21 protein-coding genes are annotated in these 25551 nt (G+C 67.2%); 14 read left to right on the forward strand and 7 right to left on the reverse strand.

Going from position 1 to position 25551, the window contains the following annotated elements; translation table 11 throughout:
• Window positions 1–62: 62 nt before the first annotated feature.
• Genes AB0M24_RS20950 through AB0M24_RS20965 form a run of 4 tightly spaced genes read left to right on the forward strand, consistent with a single transcriptional unit; the run spans window position 63 to window position 4901 of the window.
• Window positions 63–1325, forward strand: a complete 1263-nt coding sequence (locus AB0M24_RS20950; protein WP_363769972.1) for an ABC transporter substrate-binding protein — start codon at window positions 63–65, stop codon at window positions 1323–1325.
• Window positions 1289–2152: a sugar ABC transporter permease gene (locus AB0M24_RS20955; RefSeq protein ID WP_363769975.1), complete on the forward strand. Its 864-nt coding sequence runs from the start codon at window positions 1289–1291 to the stop codon at window positions 2150–2152. The genes AB0M24_RS20950 and AB0M24_RS20955 overlap by 37 nt, the downstream gene beginning before the upstream one ends.
• Entirely contained in the window at window positions 2152–2961 is an 810-nt protein-coding gene (locus AB0M24_RS20960; protein ID WP_363769978.1) for a carbohydrate ABC transporter permease, read from the forward strand. Before AB0M24_RS20955 ends, AB0M24_RS20960 begins: the two co-directional genes overlap by 1 nt.
• Window positions 2958–4901: an alpha-galactosidase gene (locus AB0M24_RS20965; protein WP_363769980.1), complete on the forward strand. Its 1944-nt coding sequence runs from the start codon at window positions 2958–2960 to the stop codon at window positions 4899–4901. Before AB0M24_RS20960 ends, AB0M24_RS20965 begins: the two co-directional genes overlap by 4 nt.
• Here the strand turns inward: AB0M24_RS20965 and AB0M24_RS20970 are convergent.
• Window positions 4888–5478 (reverse strand): bifunctional 4-hydroxy-2-oxoglutarate aldolase/2-dehydro-3-deoxy-phosphogluconate aldolase, encoded by a 591-nt coding sequence (locus tag AB0M24_RS20970; RefSeq protein ID WP_363769983.1) that lies wholly within the window; start codon window positions 5476–5478, stop codon window positions 4888–4890. The genes AB0M24_RS20965 and AB0M24_RS20970 overlap by 14 nt on opposite strands.
• Before the next feature lie 49 nt (window positions 5479–5527).
• Here AB0M24_RS20970 and AB0M24_RS20975 point away from each other — a divergent pair, with 49 nt between their 5' ends.
• From AB0M24_RS20975 to AB0M24_RS20990, 4 genes are all read left to right on the forward strand, one after another.
• Window positions 5528–7546 (forward strand): hypothetical protein, encoded by a 2019-nt coding sequence (locus tag AB0M24_RS20975; RefSeq protein ID WP_363769985.1) that lies wholly within the window; start codon window positions 5528–5530, stop codon window positions 7544–7546.
• 8 nt (window positions 7547–7554) lie between these two features.
• Window positions 7555–8235, forward strand: a complete 681-nt coding sequence (locus tag AB0M24_RS20980) for an SDR family oxidoreductase (RefSeq protein WP_363769988.1) — start codon at window positions 7555–7557, stop codon at window positions 8233–8235.
• Entirely contained in the window at window positions 8232–9374 is a 1143-nt protein-coding gene (gene dgoD, locus AB0M24_RS20985) for a galactonate dehydratase (protein ID WP_363769991.1), read from the forward strand. The genes AB0M24_RS20980 and dgoD overlap by 4 nt, the downstream gene beginning before the upstream one ends.
• A 74-nt stretch (window positions 9375–9448) precedes the next feature.
• Window positions 9449–10528 carry an NAD(P)/FAD-dependent oxidoreductase gene (locus AB0M24_RS20990; protein ID WP_363769994.1) on the forward strand — a complete coding sequence of 360 codons (1080 nt, stop codon included), beginning with the start codon at window positions 9449–9451 and terminating at the stop codon, window positions 10526–10528.
• Here AB0M24_RS20990 and AB0M24_RS20995 read toward each other — a convergent pair.
• Window positions 10525–11406 carry an NAD(P)/FAD-dependent oxidoreductase gene (locus tag AB0M24_RS20995; protein ID WP_363769997.1) on the reverse strand — a complete coding sequence of 294 codons (882 nt, stop codon included), beginning with the start codon at window positions 11404–11406 and terminating at the stop codon, window positions 10525–10527. The genes AB0M24_RS20990 and AB0M24_RS20995 overlap by 4 nt on opposite strands.
• 48 nt (window positions 11407–11454) lie before the next feature.
• On the opposite strand from AB0M24_RS20995, the gene AB0M24_RS21000 reads away from it, so the two are divergent.
• From AB0M24_RS21000 to AB0M24_RS21015, 4 genes are all read left to right on the forward strand, one after another.
• Window positions 11455–12024: an XRE family transcriptional regulator gene (locus AB0M24_RS21000; RefSeq protein WP_363770000.1), complete on the forward strand. Its 570-nt coding sequence runs from the start codon at window positions 11455–11457 to the stop codon at window positions 12022–12024.
• Between the two features lie 91 nt (window positions 12025–12115).
• The gene (locus AB0M24_RS21005) at window positions 12116–12826 is read left to right on the forward strand and encodes a class I SAM-dependent methyltransferase (RefSeq protein WP_363770003.1); all 711 of its coding nucleotides are present in this window, start codon (window positions 12116–12118) and stop codon (window positions 12824–12826) included.
• Complete coding sequence (locus AB0M24_RS21010; protein WP_363770006.1) at window positions 12823–13704, forward strand: DUF1684 domain-containing protein; 882 nt, start codon at window positions 12823–12825, stop codon at window positions 13702–13704. Before AB0M24_RS21005 ends, AB0M24_RS21010 begins: the two co-directional genes overlap by 4 nt.
• 30 nt (window positions 13705–13734) lie before the next feature.
• Window positions 13735–14100 (forward strand): hypothetical protein, encoded by a 366-nt coding sequence (locus AB0M24_RS21015; RefSeq protein WP_363770009.1) that lies wholly within the window; start codon window positions 13735–13737, stop codon window positions 14098–14100.
• On the opposite strand, the gene AB0M24_RS21020 is transcribed toward AB0M24_RS21015, so the two are convergent.
• The gene (locus tag AB0M24_RS21020) at window positions 14087–14386 is read right to left on the reverse strand and encodes a hypothetical protein (RefSeq protein WP_363770012.1); all 300 of its coding nucleotides are present in this window, start codon (window positions 14384–14386) and stop codon (window positions 14087–14089) included. The genes AB0M24_RS21015 and AB0M24_RS21020 overlap by 14 nt on opposite strands.
• Window positions 14387–14778: 392 nt before the next feature.
• Between AB0M24_RS21020 and AB0M24_RS21025 the strand changes: the two genes are divergently transcribed.
• Window positions 14779–20613 (forward strand): TIR domain-containing protein, encoded by a 5835-nt coding sequence (locus AB0M24_RS21025; RefSeq protein ID WP_363770014.1) that lies wholly within the window; start codon window positions 14779–14781, stop codon window positions 20611–20613.
• A gap of 12 nt (window positions 20614–20625) precedes the next feature.
• Here AB0M24_RS21025 and AB0M24_RS21030 read toward each other — a convergent pair whose 3' ends face one another.
• Window positions 20626–21696 (reverse strand): ROK family transcriptional regulator, encoded by a 1071-nt coding sequence (locus AB0M24_RS21030; RefSeq protein WP_363770017.1) that lies wholly within the window; start codon window positions 21694–21696, stop codon window positions 20626–20628.
• An 88-nt stretch (window positions 21697–21784) separates the two neighbouring features.
• Between AB0M24_RS21030 and AB0M24_RS21035 the strand changes: the two genes are divergently transcribed.
• Complete coding sequence (locus tag AB0M24_RS21035) at window positions 21785–22960, forward strand: YbiU family protein (protein ID WP_363770020.1); 1176 nt, start codon at window positions 21785–21787, stop codon at window positions 22958–22960.
• Window positions 22961–23129: 169 nt separating this feature from the next.
• Here AB0M24_RS21035 and AB0M24_RS21040 read toward each other — a convergent pair whose 3' ends face one another.
• Genes AB0M24_RS21040 through AB0M24_RS21050 form a run of 3 tightly spaced genes read right to left on the reverse strand, consistent with a single transcriptional unit; the run spans window position 23130 to window position 25548 of the window.
• Window positions 23130–24377, reverse strand: a complete 1248-nt coding sequence (locus AB0M24_RS21040) for a HAMP domain-containing sensor histidine kinase (RefSeq protein WP_363770023.1) — start codon at window positions 24375–24377, stop codon at window positions 23130–23132.
• The gene (locus tag AB0M24_RS21045; RefSeq protein ID WP_363770026.1) at window positions 24374–25051 is read right to left on the reverse strand and encodes a response regulator transcription factor; all 678 of its coding nucleotides are present in this window, start codon (window positions 25049–25051) and stop codon (window positions 24374–24376) included. The genes AB0M24_RS21040 and AB0M24_RS21045 overlap by 4 nt, the downstream gene beginning before the upstream one ends.
• Window positions 25052–25065: 14 nt before the next feature.
• Window positions 25066–25548 (reverse strand): hypothetical protein, encoded by a 483-nt coding sequence (locus tag AB0M24_RS21050; protein WP_363770029.1) that lies wholly within the window; start codon window positions 25546–25548, stop codon window positions 25066–25068.
• Between the last annotated feature and the right edge of the window lie 3 nt (window positions 25549–25551).

Here is a 25551-nt window from a genome sequence, read left to right on the forward strand (position 1 = left end):
GGCACATCATAAATTATGAATTATTCTTGACATGATCATGACCTGCGCGCAATCTGTCCGCCATGGACAGGCGTCACTTCCTCCGCGTCACCGCCGCCGCGGGTGCTGGTTTGCTGGTCAGCGGCACAGCATCCTGCGCCACGTCGGCGTCTTCCGGCCCGGTCACCCAGGCTGCGGGCACGGCCACGATCCAGTCGAACCTCTCGGCGCCCGCGGCGAAAGCGGCGATCGAGGCACTGGTCAAGGCGTTCAACGACAAGAAGGGCTCGCAGGTCTCGGTCAACACCGTGGCGTCCGAGACCTTCCGCACCCAGCTGCCGAGCTACCTCACCTCGGCCAACCCGCCCGACCTCTTCACCTGGTACCCCGGCGCGCTGCTCACCGGGTACGAGAAGAAGGGCCTGCTGCTCGACGTCAGCGACGTCTGGGCGACCATGGGCGACTACCCCCAGGCGTTCAAGACGTTGAGCGGCAAGGTGTTCGTGCCGACGACGTACTACTGGTGGGGCTTCTTCTACCGCAAGTCGAACTTCCAGAAGTGGGGCGTCACCCCGCCGAAGACGTGGTCCGAGTTCGTCGACCTGTGCAAGGTGCTGCAGGGCAAGGGCGTCATCCCGCTGGGCATGGGTGCCGGGTCGGACTCGCCGTGGACCGCGTCGAGCTGGTTCGACTACTTCAACATCCGCATCAACGGCGCGGCCTTCCACCGCGAGCTGCTGGCGGGCAAGCAGAAGTTCGACGACCCCAAGGTCAAGGCGATCTTCACGCCGTGGCGCGAGGTCCTGCCCTACACCGACCCGAACGGCACCGCGATCGGCTTCCAGGAAGCGACGACCGCGATGCTGCAGGGCCGCACGGGCATGCTGCTCACCGGCGCGTTCTTCGCCGACGCGGCACCGAAGGACGCGATCGACGACATCGACTTCTTCCGGTTCCCGATCATCGACCCGAAGGTGCCGCTCGCCGAGGAGGGCCCGACCGACGGGTTCTTCGCGAGCGCCAAGTCCCCGCACGTCAAGGAGCTCAAGGAGTTCCTGACCTACGCGGCGACGGCGGAGGGGCAGGAGGTCTACATCAAGGCCTCGTCCGGCACGGTCCTGCCGACGCACCCGAACGCCAAGGACTCCGGCACGCCCCTGGTCCAAAAAGGACGTGCGCACCTCAAGGAGGCCGCGGAGATCACCCAGTTCTTCAACCGCGACTCCAGCGACGCCCTGCAGCCCACCGCGGACGCCGCGCTGATCAAGTTCCTGCAGCAGCCGGACCAGCTGGACACGATCCTCACGACGTGGCAGAAGGCCGCCGAGCAGGTGTGGTCGAGCTGACGATGCGCCGCGTTCCCCCGATCCTGCTCCTGTTCGTCCTCGTACCGTTGCTGGTGGAGGGGTTCTGGGTCTTCTGGCCCGCGGTGCAGGGCTTCTGGCTCGCGCTGACGAACTGGGACGGTGTCTCGCCGCCCCAGTTCGTCGGGCTCGACAACTACGCCAGGATGATCGACGACCCGGTCTTCCACACCGCCGTCACCAACACCGCGATCTGGCTCGTGCTCTTCGGCGGGCTGTCCGCGGTCGGCGGCCTCGGCATGGCCGTGCTGCTGCAGAAGGAACGCCGCGGCGTCGGCATCTACCGGGCGGCGCTGTTCGTGCCGGTGGTGTTCTCGCTCGTCGCGACCTCGCTGATCTGGCAGGTGCTCTACCAGCCGGGCGGTCTCTTCGACAGCTCTCCTCTGGCCGACCCGGACACGGCGATCTACGCGGTGCTGGTTCCCGCGCTGTGGCGGCAGGTCGGGTACGTGATGGTGCTGTACCTGGCGGGCCTCAAGGGAATCGACCCCGGGCTGTACGAGGCGGCCACTTTGGACGGTGCCACGGCCTGGCAGAAGTTCCGGCACATCACCTGGCCGCAGCTCAGCTCGGTCAACTCGGTGGTGCTGTCGGTGATCGTGATCGACTCGCTGCGGTCGTTCGACGTGGTGTGGTCGATGACGCGCGGCGGGCCCTACCACTCGTCCGAGCTGCTCAGCACGTACATGTACTCGACCGCGTTCCAGTCGCTGAAGCTCGGGTACGCCTCCGCGCTCGCCGTGGTCATCTTCGTGCTGGCGTTCGGCGTGATCGTGACCTACCTCGTCCGCGCGTTCCGGGAGAACTGATGTCCAACCGAGTTTTCCACGCGGTGGCGGGCACGATCTCCGTGCTCTGGCTGCTGCCGATCGCCGCGGTGATCATCACCGCTTTCCGCAGCTTTGACGACATCGCGGCTCATGGGCTGGCCGCTGTGCCGCAGTCGTTCACGTTCGCCGGGTTCGGCGACGCGTGGACCAACGGCGGCGCGGGCGCCATGTGGAACAGCGTGCTGGTGACCGTGCCGACGGTGTTCCTGTCGCTGGCGTTGAGCTCGGCGGCGGCGTACGCGTTGAGCCGCTTCGAGATTCCGGGCCGGCGCACGATCATCCTGCTGATGCTGGCGGGCAATCTGCTGCCACCGCAGATCCTGCTCGTGCCGGTGTCGAAGCTGACCGAGCTGCTCGGCATCTACGACACCCTGTTCGCGCTGATCGTGGTGCAGGTCGGGTTCGGGCTCGGCTTCTACACCTTCGTGCTGCAGGGCTTCATGCGCGCCATGCCGAACGAGGTGCAGGAGGCCGCGACCATCGACGGCGCCGGTCCGGTGCAGATCTTCTGGCGGATCGTGCTGCCGATGACCAGGCCCGCCTTGGCCGCACTCGCCGCTCTGGCGTTCACGTGGATCTTCAACGACCTGCTGTGGGCGATCACCGTGCTGCGGTCGTCGACCGTCATGCCCGTGACGCCCGCACTGCTCGCGTTGCAGGGCCAATATGTCTCCAACTGGAACGTCATCGCGGCGGGCTCGGTGATCGCGGCCATCCCGACCGTGGCGGTGTTCCTGAGGTTCCAACGGCACTTCATCTCCGGACTCGCGGTGGGAGCAGTCAAATGACGTGGACGCTGAGGATGGCCACCACCTCCTACACGGTGGCGGTCGAACCCGGCGGTCGCTGGGCGGAGCTGGTGGCGTGGGGCCCGCACGGAGTCGAGTGCGGGCCGTCGCCGCTGAAGAACCTCGGCGAGATCCACTTCATCACCGAGGCCGACGCGGCACCGGTCGAGTACGTGCCGCGCGGCCAGCGTCCGTTCACCGGCGCTGACCTGGAGCTTCGGGGCGACTCGTGGTTCACCTTCGACGGCTCTAGCGAAGCAGACGGCGTGCTGAGGCTGTCTTTCGTCGACGACGTCGCCGGACTCAGGGCAGTGCTCTGCTACCGCCCTGAGACGTCGGTGGACGTGCTGTCCCGGTGGGTCGAGCTGACCAACAGGTCCGAACAGCCGTTGCGGCTCGAACGGATCGGCTCGGCGGGTGTGTGCCTGCCGGTGCGCGGTCCGCAACTGTCCTTTCTGCACGGTGAGTGGGCCCGAGAGTTCCAGCTGGACCACGTAACCCTTCCTGCGGGTGGGTTCCGAATCGGCAGCTCCTACGGCGTTCCCGGGCACAATTACGCGCCCTGGTTGTCCGTGGACGACACGTGGGGTGTCTCGCTGGCGTGGTCCGGTTCCTGGGAGATCATGGCCGAGGTCGAGCCTTCCGGACTCACGCGCGTGCGTGCCGGGATGCTCGGCCCGGTCGTGGTTGAACCGGGGGAGACCTTCACGACTCCTGAGGTCGCACTGGCCTACTCGACCGATGGTCTCGCGCGCGTCTGGCACGCCTACGACCGGCTGCGATCGCGGCCTGCCCGCAAGCCCGTCCTCTACAACTCCTGGGAGGCAACGGGCTTCGAGGTCTCGCTCCCTCGCCAACGCGAGCTGGCTGCGGTGGCCGCGGAGATCGGGGTCGAGCTGTTCGTGGTCGACGACGGCTGGTTCGTCGGCCGTCACGACGACACCGGCGGCCTCGGCGACTGGTACCCGGAGTCGCCGGACTTCGGCGCGTTCGTCGACGACGTCCGCGGCATGGGCCTGGAGTTCGGCCTGTGGGTCGAACCGGAGTGCGTCAGCCCGAAGTCGCAGCTCTACGCCGAGCACCCGGACTGGGTGTACCGGATGCCCGGCCGCGAACCCACGTTGATCCGCAACCAGATGCTGCTCAACCTCGGCCTGCCCGAGGTCTACGAGTTCGTGGTGTCCACTCTGGACAGGCTGCTGACCGACTACCGGATCAGCTACCTCAAGTGGGACATGAACCGCCCGGCCACCGAACGGTCCGGCGAGCTCGACGACGCCCACGTCCGCAACTACTGGCGCGTGCTCAACCACCTGCGCTCGAAGCACCCGCACGTGCTCGTCGAGGGCTGCGCGGGCGGTGGCGGCAGGACCGACCTGGCCACCACGGGTCGTGTCGACGTGGTGTGGCCCAGCGACAACACCGCGCCGCTGGACCGGTTGAAGATCCAGCACGGCTTCCTGCACATGCACGCCCCGCACCTGATGTCGTCGTGGGTGACCGATGCGCCGGGCATGTTCGACGCACGGCCGCGCTCGCTGAAGTTCCGCTTCGTGCTGGCGATGGCGGGCGCGCTGGGCATCGGCGCCGACGTGCGGCACTGGACGCGGGACGAGCGCGAAGAGGCTGCGGTGCTGATCGCTCGCTACAAGCAGATCCGGGACGTCATCCACACCGGCGAAGTGCACCTGCTGAACGACGCGATCCAGTACTCGGGTGAGGATCGCGTTGTGGTGCTGGCGTGGAACACAGGGGCGTTGACCGGTGTGCCGGTGGTTCCCGGCCAGTCGTCACGGGTGAAGCTGAAGGGGCTGACCGCGCAGTCCTATGTGGATGAGGACGGCGAGGTGTACTCGGCCGCGCACCTGGCTCACGTGGGCTTGCCGCTGAGTTGGTCGGCGACAAACGACGCCGAAGTGGTCGTGCTCAAGCCCGTATAAGTGCCTTGATCTCGTCGATGGGCGTGCGTGCGAGGGCGGACCCGACCCCGCACGCCACAGCCCCGGCGGCAAGCCAGTTCGGCACGTCCGCCGGCGCGACCCCACCCGTCGGAACCAGTGGCGCGTACGGCAGCACAGCCAGCACGTCCTTGACCCACTGAGGCGTCGGCGCGGGAAACACCTTCACCGCGTCCGCGCCCATCTCCAACGCCTGCACCACCTCGGACACCGTTCCGGCACCGGGAAGCACGGCCGCGCCGTACCGATGCCCGGCCCGGATCACCGACGCGTCCAGGTTGGGCGCCACCAGGAACTGCGCCCCAGCACGCACCGCGGCCACCGCGGACGCCTCGTCCAGCACGGACCCCGCGCCGATCACCGCGTCCGGATAGGACTCGCGCAGGTGCTGGATCGCCTGCGGTGCCTGCGGGTTCGTCAGTGGCAGCTCCAGCGACGCGAGTCCCGCGTCCAGCAACGGAATCGCGGCCTTGACGGCGGAGTCGGCGTCCTGCGTGCGGACGATCGCGATGATGCCCTGCCGCACGACTGCCTGGGTGATCTCGTAGCGGTAGCTCACGTCGTCAGACTACTACACATAAATTAGGAATTATTGTAGGCTCCCCGCCATGTCCGTTCGCAGAGTCGCGTTGGCCATCGCCTTGATGTCCCTCACCGTCACACCCGCTGCCTATGCCGGTGATGACCAGGGAGCGCCCACTTACTACGACAGTGGTGTCGCCAAGACCCCGTACATGGGGTGGAACACGTACTTCGGCCTCGGAGCGCCGAACGAGAAGGACATCCGCGGCGTCGCGGACCATCTCGTCACCAGCGGCCTGCGCGACGCGGGCTACAACATCGTCTGGATCGACGGCGGCTGGAACGCACCCACTCCCCGTGACGCGCAAGGAAACCTGGTCGAGGATCCCGCGAAGTTCCCCGGCGGTTTCCCGAAGCTCGTCCGGGACCTGCACGCCAAGGGGCTCAAGGCCGGCATCTACACCGACGCCGGTCCGTCCGACGGCAAGAACTGCGCGGCCGGCAGTGGTGGCGGCTACTACGAGAAGGATGCGAAGCGGTTCGCGGACTGGAAGTTCGACGCCATCAAGATCGACTTCCTGTGCGGCATCTTCGCGAACCTCAAGCCCGCGCAGGCGTTCGCGGACTTCAGCAGGGCCGTGCAGAAAGCGGGCCGGCCGATGGTCCTCAACCTGTGCAACCCGGTCACCGACGAGTGGGGCGTCCCACACGGACCGGACCAGGTCGCGGGCATCTCGTACACCTTCGGCCCGCTCTACGCCGACTCGTGGCGCACGAGCACCGACGTCGCGTTCGGCACGCCGTACGAGGGCATCTGGCGTGACGTGCTGCGGAACATGGACCGCAACGCGTACCACCCCGAGGCACAGGGGCCGGGCCACTACAACGACCCGGACTACCTGATCCCGATGCGCAAGACGCAGCAGGGCACCTACGAGCTCAACGAGGAGGAGTCCACGTCGCAGTTCGTGATGTGGGCCCAGATGTCCTCGCCGCTCATCATCGGCTCCGACCCGCGCACGCTGCCGCCGTCGATGATCAGCACGCTCAAGAACCCCGAGATCCTCGCGGTCAACCAGGACCCGCTCGCGATCCAGGGCGTGCGCGTCGCGTCGACCGGTGACACCGACACGTACAGCAAGGTGTTGTCCCGCAAGGGCGAGCGTTCGGTCGTTCTGCTGAACCGTCGTGACGTCCCCGCCGAGATGACGGTCAACTTCGCCGACGCCGGTCTGAAGGGCAACGTCAGCGTCCGCGACCTGCGGGCTCGTGCCGACCGCGGCACGGTGGTCGACAAGTACACCGTCACGGTTCCGGCGCACGGCACGGCGATGTTCAAGCTGCGCGGCACTGACCTCGTGCCCGGTGAGGCTGTCGGCGAGAACGCCACCGCGTCGCCCGCGATCGCCCGTGTCGGCGACGAGGCCGTCGTCTTCGAGCGCAGCACCGGCGGCGAGCTGAAGATGCTGCGTGGCGGCAAGTGGTCGAGCCTGGGCAAGTCGATCCAGGGCCAGCCCGCTGCGCGGACCGTGGGGTCGGACGTCGAGGTCACCGTGCGTGGCAACGACAACCGGGCCTGGCAGCGCACGCTCCACAACGGACGGTGGAACGACTGGAAGTCGCTGGGCGGCAAGCTCACCGACGCACCGACCGTGAGTGCTGACGGCACGATCGTCGCCCGTGGCGCGGACGGCAAGGTCTGGCAGTACAAGTCCGGCACGTGGTCCTCGCTGGGTGCTCCCGGTGACGCCCCGATCTACGGCCGTCCGAGCGTGGCCGGTGGCTACGTCGCCGTGCGGACCGCTGACGACAGCGTGTGGGTGCGGCCGGTCAACGGTGGCGAATGGACGTCACTCGGTGGCGTGATCTCCGGCAGCCCGACCATGGTCGAGTACCAGGACCGGATCTACCTGTTCGCGCGGGCCAGCGACTACACGCTCTGGCAGGTCAACCGCACGGACGGCGCTTGGGGCGGCTGGTTCAAGCGCGGCGAGTTCCCGAGCAACTCGCTCGTGGGCGCCGTCGGTGCTACTGCTGGACCTGACGGTTCCGCGTGGACTGTGGTGCGCGGGCCGGACAACAAGGTCTACCGGCAGAAGCTCTGAGGAGTCACATGAAGTGCGCGGTGGTGTCGGGTGCGGCAGCGGGAATCGGTGCCGCCACGGCACAGCACCTGACCGACAACGGCTACCGGGTGATCGGCGTCGACATCACGGGTGACGTCGCCGTGAAAGGCGACGTCAGCGACCCCGAGACGTGGCGCCGGGCGGTCGAGCTGAGTGACGGCGGCGTGGACGCGTTGGTGAGCAACGCCTTCACTGCGAACGTCAAGCCGCTCGACCAGACCACCCCCGCCGAGTGGGAACGCCAGCTCGCGGTCAACCTCGGCGGCGCGTTCCACGGCCTCCAGGCCTGTCTTCCTTCGTTGAGGGAACGGCGTGGCTCGGTGGTGCTGGTGTCGTCGGTGCACGCGCACTTCGGCATTCCGGGACACGGCGCGTACGCGGCTTCGAAAGGCGGGCTGGTGGCTCTGACCCGCCAGCTCGCCGTCGAGTACGCGCCGGACGTCCGGGTCAACGCGGTGCTCCCCGGTCCTGTGCTGACAGCGGCATGGGACCGGGTGTCCGCGGAGGATCGCGAACGCAGTGCCCGAGCCACCCCGGCAGGCCGCCTCGGCGACCCGGCCGAGGTGGCCTCGGTGATCGGTTTTCTGTTGTCTCCGGGGGCGTCCTTCGTGACGGGCGCGGAGATTCTGGTCGACGGCGGCTGGTCCGCGGCAAAGGACAGTTCATGAAGGTGACGGCGGTCGAGACGTTCCTGGTCGAGCCCCGCTGGTTGTTCCTGAAGGTGAGCACGGACGAGGGGGTGACCGGCTGGGGTGAGCCGGTCGTGGAAGGCCGCGCGGAGACCGTGCGCGCGGCTGTGCACGAGCTTTCCGAGCTGGTCATCGGCCAGGACCCGCTGCGGGTCGAGGACCTGTGGCAGGTGCTGCGGCGCGGCGGTTTCTACCGCGGCGGCCCCGTCTTGTCCTCCGCGCTCTCCGGCTACGACCACGCGTTGTGGGACATCGCCGGCAAAGCACGAGGTCTGCCCGTGCACGAGCTGTTGGGCGGCCCGGTTCGCGACCGCGTCCGCGCCTACTCGTGGGTGGGCGGCGACCGGCCGTCCGGTGTGTTCGACGCGGTGGCTCAGCAGGTCGCTTCGGGCTTTTCGGCGGTGAAGATGAACGCCACGGCCGAGATGCGCCCGATCGCCTCGCCCGCCGAGGCTGCCGCGGTCTTGGAACGCGCTCGCGAGGCCCGTGAGGCGCTCGGACCTGACGGTGAGCTCGCGATCGACTTCCACGGCCGCGTTTCTCCCGCCATGGCACGACGTCTGGTGCGCATGCTCGAAGAGGTGCAGCCCATGTTCGTCGAGGAACCGGTGCTGCCCGAGCTGCCGGCCGAGGTGCTGGCGTCGGTCGTGCAGGCGTCGACCGTGCCGATCGCGACGGGGGAGCGGCTCTTCTCGCGCTGGGAGTTCAAACCGGTGCTGGACGCCGGTGTGGCGGTGGTGCAACCCGACCCGTCGCACGCGGGCGGCATCTCCGAACTGCGCCGCATCGGGTCGCTGGCCGAGATCTACGGCGCCTCCATCGCGCCGCACTGTCCACTCGGGCCGATCTCGCTGGCGGCGTCGTTGCAGGTCGCGTTCACCACGCCGAACTTCCTGATCCAGGAACAGAGCGTCGGCATGCACTACAACGGCACCGACCCGACGTACCTCGTCGACATGGCGCCGGTGCGGGTCGTGGACGGCTGGATCGCCCGTCCCACCGGGCCCGGCCTGGGGGTCGAGGTCGACGAAGCCGCGGTGCGCCGGGCCGCGGAGGTCGGGCATTCGTGGCGGTCGCCGATCTGGCGGCACGACGACGGCGCGTTCGCCGAATGGTGAGCTGACAGCGGCTGTCAGCCGGGTACCAGCGTCGTGTGCGGTCGGTGCCAGCGGATCACCGCAGTGTGGGCTCCATGAACATCACGATCATCGGCGCCGGCCTCGGCGGTCTCACCCTCGCTCGCGTGCTGCACGTCCACGGCATCTCGTCCGTCGTCTACGAGGCGGAGGAGTCGCCGGACGCGCGGTCGCAGGGCGGTTTGCTGGACATCCACGACTACAACGGTCAGCTGGCGTTGCAGGCCGCCGGGTTGATGGACGAGTTCGACGGCCTGGTGCTGGAGGGGCGCCAGGCCATGCGCGTCCTGGACACCGACGGCACCGTGCTGATGGAGAAGGACGACGACGGCACCGGTGGGCGTCCCGAGATCCCGCGCGCTGACCTGCGGCGGATGCTGCTCGACTCGCTCCCGGCCGGCACGGTGCGGTGGGGCCACAAGGTGACGGCCGTCGAAGGCCGCACGATCACGTTCGCCAGCGGCACCAGTGTGGATGCCGACCTGCTCGTCGGTGCGGACGGTGCGTGGTCGCGCGTCCGGCCGTTGCTCACCGACGCCAAGCCCGAGTACGCCGGCGTGACGTTCATCGAGACGTATCTGTACAACGCCGACACCGCGCATCCGGACGTCGCGCGGACGGTTGGCGGCGGCTCGATGTTCGTGCCCAGCCAGGGCAAGGGGATCTTCGCGCACCGCGAGCGCGGCGACACCCTGCACGCCTACGTCGACTTCACCCGCCCGCTGGAGTGGTTCGAGAACCTCGACGTCACGGACCCGGCCCGGATCGCCGCGGAGTTCGACGGCTGGGCGCCCGAGCTGACCGCGTTGATCACCGAGTCCGACACCGTCCCGTTGATGCGCCCGCATTACACGTTGCCGCGCAACCTCCGCTGGGACCGCGTGCCGGGCGTGACGCTGATCGGCGACGCCGCCCACCTCACCGTGGCCAACGGCGAGGGCGCCAACCTCGCCATGCAGGACGGCGCCGAACTCGCCCGTCTGCTCGCGTCTGGCGTCGATGTCGAGGACGCGCTGCGCGAGTACGAGGAGGAGATGTTCGTGCGGGCGTGGAAGACCATCGAGGACACGGACCAGATCGTCGAGAGCCTGTTCGGCGACGAACCGCCGCAGAAGCTCCTCGACCTGCTCGCCTAGATCAGATCGGCGTTGATGTGAGCGCCGGCCAGCGCTCCCGCCGCGGCGGACGCCCCGACCTGCGCGGCCAGGTCGGTGGCGTTGCCCGCGACCCACACGCCTTGCACCGGTGTCGTGCCCGCCATGCCGCTGACGAACTTCCGTCCCATGCCGTTCGGCAGGTCTTCCATCGGCAGCGCGAGCCCTTCGAGGCCTTCGGTGCGGGCCTGCATCTTGGTGGCGACCGCGATCACCTTGCGCGGCACCACTTCTCCTGTGGTCAGTCGCACGCCGGTGATCTCGTCCTCTTTGGACTCGATGGCTTCGACGGGCGTGTCGATGATCCGGATACCGTGCGCTGTCAGGGCTTCACGGTCGGGCTCGGTGCCGTTGGTGAAGTACACGAGGTCGTCGGTCAGCTGCCGGAACAGCAACGCGTGATGCTCCGACGCAGGTCCCACCGCCAGCACCCCGATCGGTTCGTCGCGGACCTCCCACCCGTGGCAGTACGGGCAGTGCACCACCCCGCGTCCCCACTGCTCGGCCAGCCCGGGCACGTCCGGCAGCACGTCCCGCAGCCCGGTCGCGACCAGCACCCTCCGCGCGTGGATGGTCCTCCCGTCGGCCAACGTGACCGTGAAACCCGGCTCGGTCCGGATCACCTCACCTCGGACGATCTCCCCGCCGTACTTGATCACCTCCTCGCGTCCCTTCCTGAGCAGCTCGGCCGGCGGAATCCCGTCGTGCCCGAGCAGTCCGTGCACCCCTTCGGCGGGTGCGTTGCGAGGAGTTCCGCTGTCGATCACCACGACCGACCGGCGCGACCGCGCCAGCATCAACGCGCCGCTCAGGCCTGCGGCGCCACCACCGATCACCACGGCGTCATATGTCTTGGTCATGTCCTCGACGGTAAGCGCGGTTTGCGCGCGGGGCATACGATCGTGCGCATGACGCAAGATGATGGCGACCTGGACGGCCTCGTGCGCAAGCGGATCCGCGCACTCCGGGTGGCCCAGGGCTGGTCGCTGGACGAACTGGCCACTCGCGCCCGCATCAGCCCGTCGTCTCTGAGTCGCATCGAGAACGGCCAGCGCCGCCTCGCCCTCGACCAGCTGGTGGTGCTGGCCCGCGCCCTCGACACGTCTCTTGACCAGCTCGTCGAGACCGACACCGACGACGTGATCGTCAGCCCGATGATCGACGCCGCCCACGCCCTGATGCGTTGGCCGATCCGAGCCGAGCCCGGCATGACGGTCATGCGCCATCGCATGACCAACCCACCGCCCGACAACCCTGCTTCCCTGCGCGCGCACTCGGGCCGTGAGTGGCTGGTGGTGCTCTCCGGCACGGCGGTGCTGTTGCTGGGCGACCGGAGGATCCGCGTGGAGACCAACCAGGCCGCGGAGTTCCCGACGATGCTGCCGCACGCGATCGGCACCGCGGGCGGTCCGTGCGAGATCCTCGGGATCTTCGACCGCGAGGCCCGTCGTGGCCACAAGGCGGACCAGAAGGGGTGATCTTGCGCGGACGGCACCGCCGGGCCTGACCGCGTTGCCAAACACGCAAGTGGTCGTGCATGTGGCGCATGGCCGACCTAGCTTGGGTGACATGAGCGACCACGGACACGGGCACGGCCACGGACATGGCCACGGATCCACTCACCACAACCACATCGACGAAGCCCTTCAAGCCGAAGTCCTCGACCTCGACGCCGAGCTGATGGCCGAGCACACCGCGTCCATCATCGACTGGCTCCCCATCGACAACCCCCACCACATCGTCGACCTGGGCGCAGGCACCGGCGCCGGAACGCGAGCCCTCCTGGCCGCCTTCCCCAACGCCCACATCACCGCCGTCGACGCCTCACCCGAACACCTGCGCCGCCTCAACGAAAAGACGCCCGTCCACACCGTCCAGGCCGACCTGGAACAGGATTGGCCCGACCTCGGCACCCCGGACCTGATCTGGGCCTCCGCCTCCCTACACCACATGGCGCACCCGGACCGAGTCCTCCGCCAGATCCACGACACTCTCGCCCCAGGCGGCCTGCTCGCCGTGGTCGAGGTGGACGGCATGCCCACCTTCTCCGCGGCACAGGCACCCAACAGCCACGACGAGCGCGTCCCGCACCGGGGCGCCGACTGGGGCCCGATGCTGAAGGCCGCCGGGTTCACCGTCGAAGGCGAGCGGACCGTCACCGTCCACATAGAACGGTCCCCGGCCGTCGAGCGCTACGCCCAGCTCGTCCTGCAGCGCATCCCCGACGACCTGGCGATGCACACCGAACGCAGGGTCTGGGCCGCGAGGAAGCCGGCATGAGCCACGAAGAATGGCGCCTGGCCAGGTTGGCCGAGGTCAGCGAGAAGTCCAAGGTCGTGTCCAAGGACAGCGCCAAAGGCATCGTCGTCACGGATCCGCAGGCCGTTGGCCCGGCCGGCATCGACACCTACCCCTACGACCCGGCCTGGGTCTTCGAGGGCGCGTTCAAAGCCACCCCGGACCGAACCGTCGAGGTCGAACGCCTGACCAGCCCCCGCACCACCGAGAACACCAAAGCCCCGGTCGACCTCGTGGTCACGATCGACGGCGAAGAACACGTCCTCAAAGTCATCGAAACCATGCCAGGCCAACGGCTGGTGGTCTTCACCGACGACACCAGCGGCACCGAAACACCGGAAATCGGCCGCTGGCTGAACTTTCCGGACGAAGAACCGGGCACCAGGCTGACCGTCGACTTCAACCAGGCCACGCTGTCGCACCACCACCTGGTCCCGGCCGTGTTCACGTGCCCGCTGTCCCCGCCCGGCAACCACCTCCCGATGCGCGTAGAAGCAGGAGAACGCGAGTTCATGTACGACCTGAAGGACAAGGCCGCCACCTACCTCCGCCACCTCGAGAACCGCGAGTGGACCGAGGCCAGGAAGATGTGCGCGGACACCGCCACCGTCTGGCACAACGACGGCAAGGGCGACGAGACGATCAGGCAGAACATCGACGGCATGGCCGCGAAGGTCACGCCCATCGAGAGCATGCGCTACGACATCACCAGGCAGTTCGCCGAGAACAACGAGGTCCTGCAGCAGCACAGGGTCAACGTGACCACAAAGGACGGAAAGCTGTTCGAAGTGGACGCTGCCGTGTACTTCCGCTTCGAGAACGGCCTGATCACGCGCATCGAGGAGTACGCGAGCCGGTGAGGCTGCGCCATTTGGGCTAACGTCTCGATCATGGTCAAACGAATCCTGGGTGTCGCCCTGCTCGCCGCCGCAGCCATGACGAGTGCCACCGTCCCCGCGCACGCCGAGGGCAAGTGGTGCAACAACCAGACCTGCGTCCAGGCCTACGACAACGGCACCTACCTCGGCCGCCTGGAGGTGTCGATCTGGACGCAGAACCAGGCCGGCCGGGTGAACGCCAAGGTGTGGAGCTCCACCGGCTGGAGCCAGTGGACGCACACCGAGGACGTCGGCCCGTTCACCACCTACCGCGGCTGGGTCTACCCGCAGCGGCACTTCCCGAGCCAGACGCGCATCTGCGTCGAAGGCTTCAAGGGCGGCGGCAGCTACGGCCTGCCCTGCTTCACCGTGGTCTAGCGGCGCTGACCAGCGCGGCCCGTAGCTGTTCCAACGCATGAGCCTGCGCTCCGACGAACGAAGGCGATGAGACCGACGCCGCCGCCACAACGACGTGGCGCGGCAGCCGGTCGCAAGCAGTGACAACGGCATCGAGCGCCGACGGCCCCCAAGGTCCGCCCAGCACAACGACTTGCGGGTCCGTCAACGTCACCAACGCCGTGACGACGCCACCGATCGCCCGCGCCACCACGTCCAGATCCGGACTCACCGGCAATCGTGCGACGTCGACGTCGGACAAGCACATTTTTCGAAACCATGACAGGCCAACGACTCGTGTTCTTCACCGATGAGACCAACCGCACCGAAACCCTGAGACCTCGGCCGCCAGCTCAGCCTCCTGAACCGGGAACCCGGTACGACGCTCAATGGTCGACTTCAATCAGGCCATGCGGCCGAGATCGAGTCCATCGGGAAGATGCACCACGACATCACCAGGCAGCGCGAGAAGCATGGGGCCTTGCACTTCGGCTCCGAGAATGACGCCTGATCACCCGGATCGAGGACTACTCGGGTCCGCCGTCCGCCGGTGATCGTCCGTTTGGGTGTTCCTGGCGGACAGACCGGAGAATCCCGTCACGTGGTTTGTCCGCATGTCGATAGGCCGAACATGACCTGTCGACGTGGAGGACCAAAGCGGTGACCAAAGGGAACGAGCCGCGCTACCACGTAGCGCTCTCGTATGCGGGTGAAGATCGCGAGTACGTTGCCAAGGTCGCTGTCGCACTGGCCGAGCTGGGTGTTCGGTACTTCTACGACCAAGAAGCACAGGTCGAACTCTGGGGTACACACCTCAACGAGTCGCTCGAAAGGATCTACCTTAACGACTCGGCCAGCGTGCTGATCTTCATTTCCGAGTGGTACGCGGTGAAGACTTGGCCCACGCAGGAACGCCGGATGGCGCTGATCCGCGCGATGGAGGACCCGGAGTCGATTCTCTCCGCTCGCTTCGACGACACGCGGGTGCCGGGAATCCTGCCGGACGTCGTAACGATGTCCGCCAATGACACGCCGCCCGAGATGCTCGCGCAGCGGGTCGCTGAGAAGCTGGCACTGCGTGGTGTGCTCGCACCGGCTTCGGCGAAGCCAGTCACGAAGGTTGCGCTGCCAGAAGAACTCACCTACCTGCTGACGATGTTGAAGCCGGCCATCAGCCAGTTCACCTACCAGCACGACCGCTTCCAGGGGCCATCGCTCGCGGCAATGCATGTCCGGCAGTCCGTGACCGACCATGCTGTCCGCAAGCCGGTGGAGGACCTGTTCGACGACGACAGGTTGTTTCAGGAGAGCCGCATGCTGACCGGTTTGGCGCAGCCCTTCGAGGACGTCCTCGACCGGCACGACCATCTCGTCATCGAAGGTGCGGCAGGCCAGGGCAAGACGACGCTCGGCCGGCACCTCGCCCTCGAACTGACCAGGGCGTTGCTGGAGCCGGAATCGGCTCCCAGAAAGGTTCCGACGGCGATTCCGCTGATGTTGCCCGCACGCGTGCTGGCGAACTACATCAGCAGGATGACCTGGGAGGACGCGCTCCTTGCCGCCACGATGGAGGAGTACGGCAACCACGTGACCGGGAGGATGTCCGCGGATCTGTTCACCCGGCGCCAGGCGGGTCTACCGTGGCTGATCATCGTGGACGCCCTCGACGAGATCCCCGAGGTGCACCTCTGCGACAAGCTGCTGGCGGTGCTGGCGGGTCGGATCGCGCTCCCGGACAACCCGGAGTCGTTCCTCATCACGAGTCGGCCACTCGTGCGCGGGCAGATCGCGCTCCTGGGCGGCGGCCAGGCGACGGGCTTCTACCAGCTGGAGCCTTTCGACGAGGAGGGTCTCCGTAGGCTTGCGTTCAAGTGGTTCGCCCGTGACCGGGGCGGTGTGCAGACCGCGGAGGACTTTCTGTCCCAGGTGCAGGAGGCCGGACTCGGCGAGGTGTTGAGGGTTCCGCTGCTCGCGTCCATCGCTGCGGACGTGTTTGGGGCAAACCAAGACCGGCGCCTGCCCGCAAGCCGCTACGAACTCTACGAACAGTGCATCCCGCAGCTTGCGAATCGCCGCGAGGTCCGGCGGAGCGATGTGCTGACCGCATTCGCCGCCACCACGAATGGTCCTGAGCTGGCCCGGTGGCTGGAGGGCGACGGGGGAGATCTCCTGCTCGAGAAGCTCGCCAGCGCCTACACCACGGGACAGACGACGCTCCGCACGGTCTTGAGGTCGGCCCTGCCGATGCCCGTGTCGCCGGAGGACGAGGGCAACGTCGAGCAGTGGCTCTCCTGCACTGGTCTGCTGAACCTGGCTGGCGGCAGGCTGCGGTTCCAGCACCAGACCTTCGCTGAACATCTGCACGCCAACTCGCGGGCGCGGAGCCTTCCCCCGTTCCAGCCGGACGCGCCGGAGTGGGAGGACCTGATCCGAGGCGTTCTTCTGGGAAAGGATGACGACGAACGGGTTCTGCTGCACTACCTGCACCGTTACAACCGCGATGAGGGCGCGGTGCTGACATGGCTGCAACAAGGCACACGCGCCCAGTGCCAGGCGGCCTGCAGTCTGATCATTGGCGGCGCGCCGTTCCTCGACGCACACCTCAGTACGTTTCTGGAAACCGTTGCGAGAGCAATCAACGGTGACGTCATGGCACACGGCGAGTTGACCGCGATGGCGGCGTTGACGCGTTACCGACCAGTGGCGGCGGAGCTGATGCGGTTGTTGAACGACGACTTGGTCGCCGTCGACTACAAGATCGCGATAGCCGACGTGTTGCGCAATACTCCGGACGGTCGAAGGATGTGTCCGCCTCACCTGGAAGAGCTGATCACGAGGGCGAAACCCACTTACGTGCGACTCCCCGCTGCCGAGGTGCTGGCCAGGTTCGGTTCGGAGTACTCGGAGCGGGCCGCAGCGGTTCTCGTGGATCTGTCGAACGATCCTGCGGCGAACGTGTTCGAGCGCCTGCAGGCCGCTGGTGCACTGCTGAAAATGGGAGATACCCACCGCCTGGTGGCGATCGATGCGTTTCGCTCGGTCATTGTGGCTCCTGGGGAACCGCTGTCGGTGCGGGTGCAACCTGCCGTCGAGCTGGCGAAGATCGCCGAGTACCGCGCCGAGGCGGCTGGAGCGCTGCTGGACATGGCACGCCTCGCAGGCGAGGACGATGACGCCCGGCTGACGGCCTTGAAGGAGCTGGCCAAGCTCGGCGCGGAACATCGTCGCGCAGCTGGAGAACTGCTGCGGCAGCTGGCAGGCGATCCGGATGTCTCGAGGTCTGAACGTGCGTTTGTGTTCGCAGAGCTCGCAGGTGTGGACCGGGCGTATCGTCGCCAAGCTGCGGACAAGCTCGTCGCGCTAGCACTTGACGGCACAGCGAATGGATACGACCGGGTCGCTGCGTGCGAGGAGTTGCTGAGCCTTGGCAGCGAATATCGCGAGCGTGTCGCGGAGGGCTATCTTGCGGTCCTCGAGGACTCGACGGCAGAAGTCTTCGACCGTTGGGCCGCTGCGGAAAGCCTGATCAAACTCGGAGGTGAGTTCGTTGCTGCAGCGGCGCGTGCGTGGCGGAAGCTGGCGACGGATCCGCAGATCGTCGGCTCATCACGCTACTCGATCCACTTCGAGCTGGCCGCGCTTGATGCCGACTACCAGCCGGAGGCCGCGCGAGCCTTGGCGGAGTTCGCCGCCGATCCGGGTGAGCCAGGTGATCGCCGGAGGGCCGCCACGTCTGCTTTGGCCAAATTGGGTGCGGGCTACGTCGTCAAGGCGATCGAGATCTTCGTACGTCAGCTCGACGATCCAGATTCCTCTCCGGTCGAGCGGTTGCTCGCGGGCATGGTGCTCGTGGACCTCAGGCCCGATACCGAGGACGTGGTCGCCGCGTCACTGTTCCAACTTGCCTCGATGCCCACTGCGAGTGCTGAAGTTCGCCTTGGCGTGGCCGGTGCGATGGCGGAGCTGGGTCAGTTGCGGCCCAGTCGTCGTCGGCTTCTTCGTGAGTTGTCCCAGGATCATTCGGTGAATCCGTCGTCTCGCATCAGTATCACGGAGCAGCTCGTGCAGCTGGGCGGCGAGACTCGCGACGAAGCTCTGCAGACATTGGTCGGACTCATCTCGGACCCGGCGGTTCCATTACACAGCCGCGTCGATGTCGCTCGGGTTCTCGGCGTCGAGTCTCAGAACCACCGGAGCCTGGCGGTACGAACGCTCCTGGACCTGACCACCCTCTCGATCACGGCACACGAGACTCGGACAAAGGCTGCGGAAGCGTTGTCGGTGCTCGACGAGAACATGCATCGTGAGGCGTCGCGTGTGTATGTCGCGGTGGCGACCGATGAGAGAGCCGCCCTGACGGCGAGGCTCGACGCGGTTGGCATGCTCACCTGCCTCGGGGCGGAACATCGGACCGAGGCCGTCGAGCTGCTGCGAGGCATGGCGGCGGACCAGGGCTTGTCTCATCCCGGTCGATGTGCAGTGGCGAATTCCTTGGCAGGCATGGGACAAGAGCAGCTCGCCGAGGCGACGAACCTACTTGTGTCATTGGCTGAAGATCGTGAAGCTTCGATCGAAGGCCGACGTGCCGCAGTGTCGGGACTGGTCAGCCTGGGACCGGTCTGCTATCGCCTTGCTGCGGATCTGTTGGAACAACTGGTCGCGCAGCTCGAACCGCTGGACGTCGAGCACGCTCTCGTGTTGCTGGATCTCGCGAGACTTGACCCGAGTCGGCGCCTATCGGCGTTGGAGGCGCTCCACCACATCGCATCGAGTCAGCAGGCTCACGTGGCCGACCGCAGGATGGCATTGCGGAGTTTGCTCGAACTCAACGGAGATGTCGCAGGACGGCTGGGTTCGGTGCTAGGAGAACTGGCTGACGATCCCGCCTGGGACAGCGCCGATCGGGTGAATCTCGGCATTCGGATGGCTGTGCTAGATCCCGCCCATCACAAAAAGGCACTGGTGATTTTTCGCGGGGTCGCGAGCGACCCGACCGCCGTCGTCGGCACGCGCCTGCAAGCCGCGGAGTGGCTCGGAAAATTGGGGAACACCGATGCCGCGGAGGCCTCAGTACGGGCACTCGCCCTCGACTCCGGGTTGCGGATGCCCGACCGGCGCACGGCGGCCAATGCACTTGGCCGGCACTGCGGATCGCCCGCGCCGGTGATCTCCTTGCTGACGGAGATCGCCACAGCCGAGGAGAACGGGACGTACTCACGCCGGATGGCCGCGCAGGACCTGATCGGCAAGGGGCCGCAGGGTCTCGCAGCCGCCGCGGACCTGCTCGGCACGCTGGCTCGCGACACGGGGTGTGGCTGGAACCGCTACTTAGCCTCCCTGGCTCTCATCGATCTCGGTGGATCCGCGCGCTCGACAGCTGCCGAAGTGCTCAAGACGCTCGGTGAAGCGCCCGACACACGGCCGTTGGTAGCTGCATTCGCGACCTGTGAACTTGCGAGACTCGACGGCGCGTACCACCTGAGAGCCGTTGCGGCGCTCACGAGCGTGCGAACGTCGGGGGTCGAACGAATGCAAGCCGCCTCCGCTCTGCGGAGACTGAGCAGGTATCACCATCACCTTGCGTCCGAGGTTATGAGAGAGGTGGCTGAGGATGGCTCTCTGAGGTGCTGGGAACGCCGGCTGGCCGCAACAGAGTTGGCGACCACCGGCCCACGAGGACTTGCAGCCGCCAAACAGACGCTGGCAGATCTCGTCCATGACGAACGAGCGGATCCATGGGAGCGTGCGGAGGCTTGTCATGTGCTCGCCACCCTCGACGAGCATCGACGAGACCGGCTGGTTCCCGTGTTCCGCGAGCTGGGTGGTGAGACGACGCCCATGGAGCAGCGGGTGCGAGCACTCGAGCTGTTCGCCGCGTTCGGGCCGGAAGGCAGGGCGGAGGCCACGGCCGCGTTCCGGAAGATCGCGTCCGATTCGGGCGCTGCACCAGCTGCGAGAGTGCGTGCGTGCGAGGCGTCGTGGTGGTTGCGAGATGTCGATGGGGTCGACGTACGCGCGCTGCTGGAGATTTGTGAGGACGAAGATGCGGTGGCGAGTGATCGCAGAGTTGCGGCCGTGCTGCTCGCGAGGTTCCAGGAGAAGGGGAAAATGACGGCGATCGCGGTGCTGCGGCGGCTGGTGAATGTCGGCACGTCAGTTGATCAGGCACTGAGCCGCCATGAACTGGCCAAGATGAACGCTGGCGATTGGTCGATTGCGGCAGCGGCGTTGCACCACCACAGGGAACTGCTCGACCCGAGTGAACGGTGGCTGCTCGCGCGAGCCTGTGCGGAGTGTGACTTCGACAGCAGGTGGGCCACGGTCGAACCGCTTCATCAGGCCGTGTGCGCCAACTCCAGCGCGGCGGACAGATTGAGGGCGGTAACGGACCTGGAACACGTGCTCAACGCGGACTCGGTCGTGGAGTTGGATCAGCTGAATCCTGACAACTTCGGGTACCAGAGGTCGTCTTGGCTGCCTAATCGCATGTACTGATTCGAGCAGGTGTCACGAGTTACGGGAGGCCTCGACCAGCGCGGTGCGGAGCCGTTCCAGTGCCGCTGCACTCGCTCCGCCCAATGACGGTTCCTCGACCGATGCTGCCAGCAGGTCCAGAGGGCGTGGCGCGGAGCTGATCGCGTGGAGCAAACCAGGGCCCCACGGTCCGCCGACCACAACGACCTCGGGATCGGCCAGCGTCACCAACGCAGTGACGACACCGCTCACCGCTCTGGCGACCGCGTCCAACGTCCGGGAGTCGGCTGCCAGCAGGCGCGCGACGTCGATCGCCGTGCTCCCCGGCTGGCGCAGCCCGAGCATCCCGAACACCTCGATGAACGGCACAGCCTCCCCCGAAGGCCCCACCGTGATCAGGTGCGAGATCTCGCCGGCCAGTCCGGAATGCCCTCGCCGCACCGCATCGTCGCTGACGACCGCGCAACCCAAGCCCTCGCCCAAATACAGGTAGGCGAAGTCCGAGATCCCGGTAGCCGCGTGTTCCGCCTGCGCGGCCCAGTTGACGTCGTTGTCCACGATCACCGGCCCGCTCAGGAACGGCCGCAACACCTCGACGGGATCCAACGCTCCCACGAGAAACGGCGAGTCCGGCAACTGCACCAGCCGTCCGGTGTGCCGGTCGACAGGATCCGCCGCGCTCACCACCGCAAGCCGAACATGTTGCCCCGCAACAGCTTCCACGGCCGCAACGGGCAACACGACGCCAACCTCGGAAGGCGAGCCGATGGGGGAGTGGACGCGGGAAACCGTATCCCCGTATGCATCGACGCAGGCCGCGGTGACCCCGTCGTGCGAGATCGTCACCACCAAAGCGACACCGACATCGGCCAGGCTGTAGAACGACCCGACGCGGCCTTTCCCGCGACCGCCGGGCGTCCGCTCTCCGGTGTCGGCGACCAGGCCGGCCTCTTCCAGGCGCCGCACGCTCTCGCTCACGGTCGGCTTCGACAGCTCTGTGATCTCGGCCAGCTGGGCCCGCGTCAGCGAGCGCCACATCATCAACGCCCGCAGCACGTGCTCGTCGGAGATCGAGCGCAGCAGCTCCTGGGACGGCTTGGTCACGCCGCGCATTCTAGTTAGGGGTCTTGCCTACAACGTGGCGACACGCCTATGGTTCCTAGTAAGGAGGCCTTACTGGAAGGGGTTTCACGTGCTGCCGAACTGGGAAACGATCCCGTCTGACCTGCCCAATGCCATCCGCAAGGTCAAACAGGCGATCAGGAAGAACATCGAGAATTCGGGCCGGACCGTCGAGGAGGTGTTCGCGGTCGTCGAGAAGCAGATCCGAGCCGAGGTCGACGACGTCAAAGCGGGCCAGGCCTGGCCGGTGATCGACTACAGGGACATCGAAGCCGGAACCGCACCCACCGACCTCGCGAAACGCCGCGGCTGCCTGGTCGTCCGGAACCACTTCGACCGCGACCAGGCCCAAGCCTGGGACAGGTCCGTCGTGGACTACGTCGAGAGCAACAACTTCTTCGACAACTACCGAGGCCCCGGCGACGACTTCTTCGGCAGCGTCGGCTCGAAGCCCGAGATCTACCCGATCTACTGGTCCAAAGCCCAGACCGAAGCCCGCGAACACCCGCGCATGGCCACGGTCCAACGTTTCCTGAACAGCCTCTGGAAGTCAGACGGCTGGTTCGACCCCGCCAGAGACGTCCACTACCCGGACCGCATCCGCCGCCGCCCACCGGGAGCCAACTCCACCGGCCTCGGCACCCACCTCGACCCCGGCACGCTGGACCTCTGGATGACCGCCGAGTACCAGCAGGCGTTCCGGCACCTCTTCAACGGCACCGTCGAGCAGTACGACCCGTGGGACGCCGCCCACCGCACCACCGGCCCGCAGTACCCCGGCACCACGATGTGCTCGGTGTTCCGCACGTTCCAGGGCTGGACAGCGCTCTCCGACATGGACCACGACCAAGGCGTTCTGCACACGGTCCCGATCCCCGGCGCCATGGCCTACCTGATGCTGCGCCCGCTGCTCGACGACGTCCCGGACGACGACATGTGCGGCGTGACGGTCAACCAGGTCTTCCCGGTCAACGAGAAGTACCACTCGTTGCTCATCGAGGCGTTGAGCGGCATCCCGGACGTCAAGGCCGGCGACTCCGTCTGGTGGCACTGCGACATGATCCACAGCGTCGCGCCGGTCGAGAACCAGCAGGGCTGGGGCAACGTCATGTACATCCCGGCAGCGCCCTGGTGCGCCCGCAACGAGAGGTACGCCGAGGAGATCGAGCGGGCCCGCGCGACCGGTGCCAGTCCGAGTGACTTCCCCGAGGAGCACTACGAACGCGACTGGCCGAACCGCTCGTGAGCGAGCAGGGGTAGCGACCAGGCCTCCTCAAGGCCTCAACCTCGACTCCGACCCCTCACGACCTCAACCGCACCTCGAACTCCGCGCCCGCTCCGCTCGCTCCCTCGATCGCACCTCGAACACCGCGCTCACCCCGTCTACCGCGCCCCGAACACCGCGCCCACCCTGATCACTCCCTCAACCGCACCCGGAACACCGCGCCCTCCCCAGGCGCGGTGTCCACCTCGACCCGCCACCCGTGCGCGGCCACCAGCGCCGCCACGATCGCGAGCCCCAGCCCCGTCCCGCCCGGCCCACGAGCGGAATCCGCCCGGAAGAACCGTTCAAACACCCGAGAAACCTGCTCGGCCGACATCCCAGGCCCGTGATCAGCCACTTCGATCACGGAATCAGTCAGGCGAACTTCGATCGGCGACCCGGCAGGCGTGTGCGTCAACGCGTTGTCGAGCAGATTCGTCAGCACCTGCCGAACCCGAGCCTCGTCACCCTGCACCACCACCGGCCCGGACAGCGTCAACGAAACAGTCCGCGAAGAGTCCCGCACGCGCGCCTCGTGCACCGCGTCGGTCACCAGCACCACCAGGTCCACATCGGACAAAGCCAGCGGCTGCGCGGAGTCCAGCCGCGCGAGCTGCAGCAGGTCGTCGACCAGCACGCCCATCCGTGACGCCTGGTCCTCGATGCGCCGCAACACGTCGGCGGCATCGGTCGCCGCGCCCTGCCGGTAAAGCTCGGCATAGCCCCGAATCGACGTCAACGGCGTCCGCAGTTCGTGCGACGCGTCGGCGACGAACTGCCGCATCCGGTTCTCCGACGACACCCGCACCGCGAACGCCGCCTCGATCTGTCCCAGCATCGTGTTCAACGCCGAAGCCAGCCGCCCGACCTCCGAACCGGGCTGCCGGACAGGAACCCGTCGCGAAAGATCACCGGCCGCGATCTCCCCGGCAACCTCCTCGACCTCCTCCAACGCCCGCGTCGACGAGCGGACCAGCACGTACCCGGCCATCCCGACCAGCAGAAGCGCACCGCCACTGATCAGCAGGAACGCCAGGCGCAGATCGCCGACCGCGTTGTCGACCTCGGACTGGTCAGTCGCCACGACGAGCTCGGCGCCGTCGAGCTGGCGCATCACCAGCCGGTGCGATCCCACCGTGACGTGCTCACCGGGCGTCAGCTCTCCGTACGCAGGAAGTCCTGAGAACGGCGTTCCGGACAGCACCTGGTCGGGAGAGCGCAGGATCATGGTTTCCCGGCCGGGAAACGGCCGGGCGGCGGCGGCCGCGCGATCCAGCCTGGCGTCGAGCTGGTGCAGGAGGTAGTTCTCCATCACCTGTGAGCCGATCAGCCACGTGCCGAACAGACCCGCGGCCACCAGGGCGACGAGCACGACCACCAGCCGCACGCGCAACGTCATGGTCGGATCATGTATCCCAACCCTCGCACGGTGTGAATCAGCCGAGGTTCCGAAGAGTCCACTTTGCGCCGCAGGTACGAGATGTACGACTCGACCACTCCGACGTCACCGTCGAAGTCGTGCGACCACACCTGATCCAGGATCTGGGCCTTCGACAGCACCCGCCCCGAGTTCCGCATCAGGTAGTGCAGCAACCGGAACTCCGTCGGCGACAGCTCCACCACCCGCGACCCGCGCCGCACGATGTGGCTCTCCACGTCCAGCGAGAGATCACCGCAGGTCAGCTGCTCGCTCTCGTGGCCGGGCCGAGTGCGGCGCAACACCGCCGTCACCCGCGCGATGACCTCCTCCAGGCTGAACGGCTTGGTGATGTACCCGTCGCCGCCGACCGTCAGCCCGGTGATCCGGTCGTCCGAACCGTCGCGCGCGGTCAGGTAGATCACCGGCACCTGGACCCCGCCGGAACGCAGCCGCCGCACCACCTCGAACCCGTCCCGATCAGGCAGCATCACGTCGAGCAGGACCAGATCCGGAGCCTCGGAACGAGCGGCGGAGAGCGCTTCCCCGCCGGTCGCCGCGCTGGACACGGTGAACCCGGCGAACCGCAGCGACGCGCACAGCAGTTCGCGGATGCTGGGTTCGTCCTCGACGACGAGCAACCGGCCACGTTCCACGCGTTGATCCTGCATCACCCGGTCGTCGGCCGCTGCGTGATGGTCTGCCCGGACACCGTGCCGTCCGATCCCGCCTGACCCTGCACGACGACCTGCTGGCCCGCCTTGAGGTCGGAGATCTTGCCCTCGGCCGTGACCTCGACCTTCGTGGAGTCCGAAGTGGACACCTTGACGATCTGGCCGTTCTGCGTCTTCACGTAGACGGTCGTGCCCTCGATGTGGTCGATCGTGCCGATGGTGCCACGCCCGAACCCGCCACCTGGGCGCTGCTGCGTGCCGGAGGGCGGCGTGCCGTTGAACTGGCGTCCGGCCGCGTTCTGGCGTGAAGGGGTCTGCGTGGCACCGAAGGACTTCTGCACGAGCACACCGCCGACGAACGCGACGATCGCGAGCACCGCGACGCCGAGGATCATCGTCGTCTTGCCGACGCCGGACTTGCGTTCCTTCAGCTCGGTCGTGATGTCGTTCTCGAGCGGCTGGTCGAGTGGGTTGGACACGGA

This window comes from Lentzea sp. NPDC051838 (genome assembly GCF_040681245.1).
Taxonomy (GTDB): Bacteria; Actinomycetota; Actinomycetes; order Mycobacteriales; family Pseudonocardiaceae; genus Lentzea.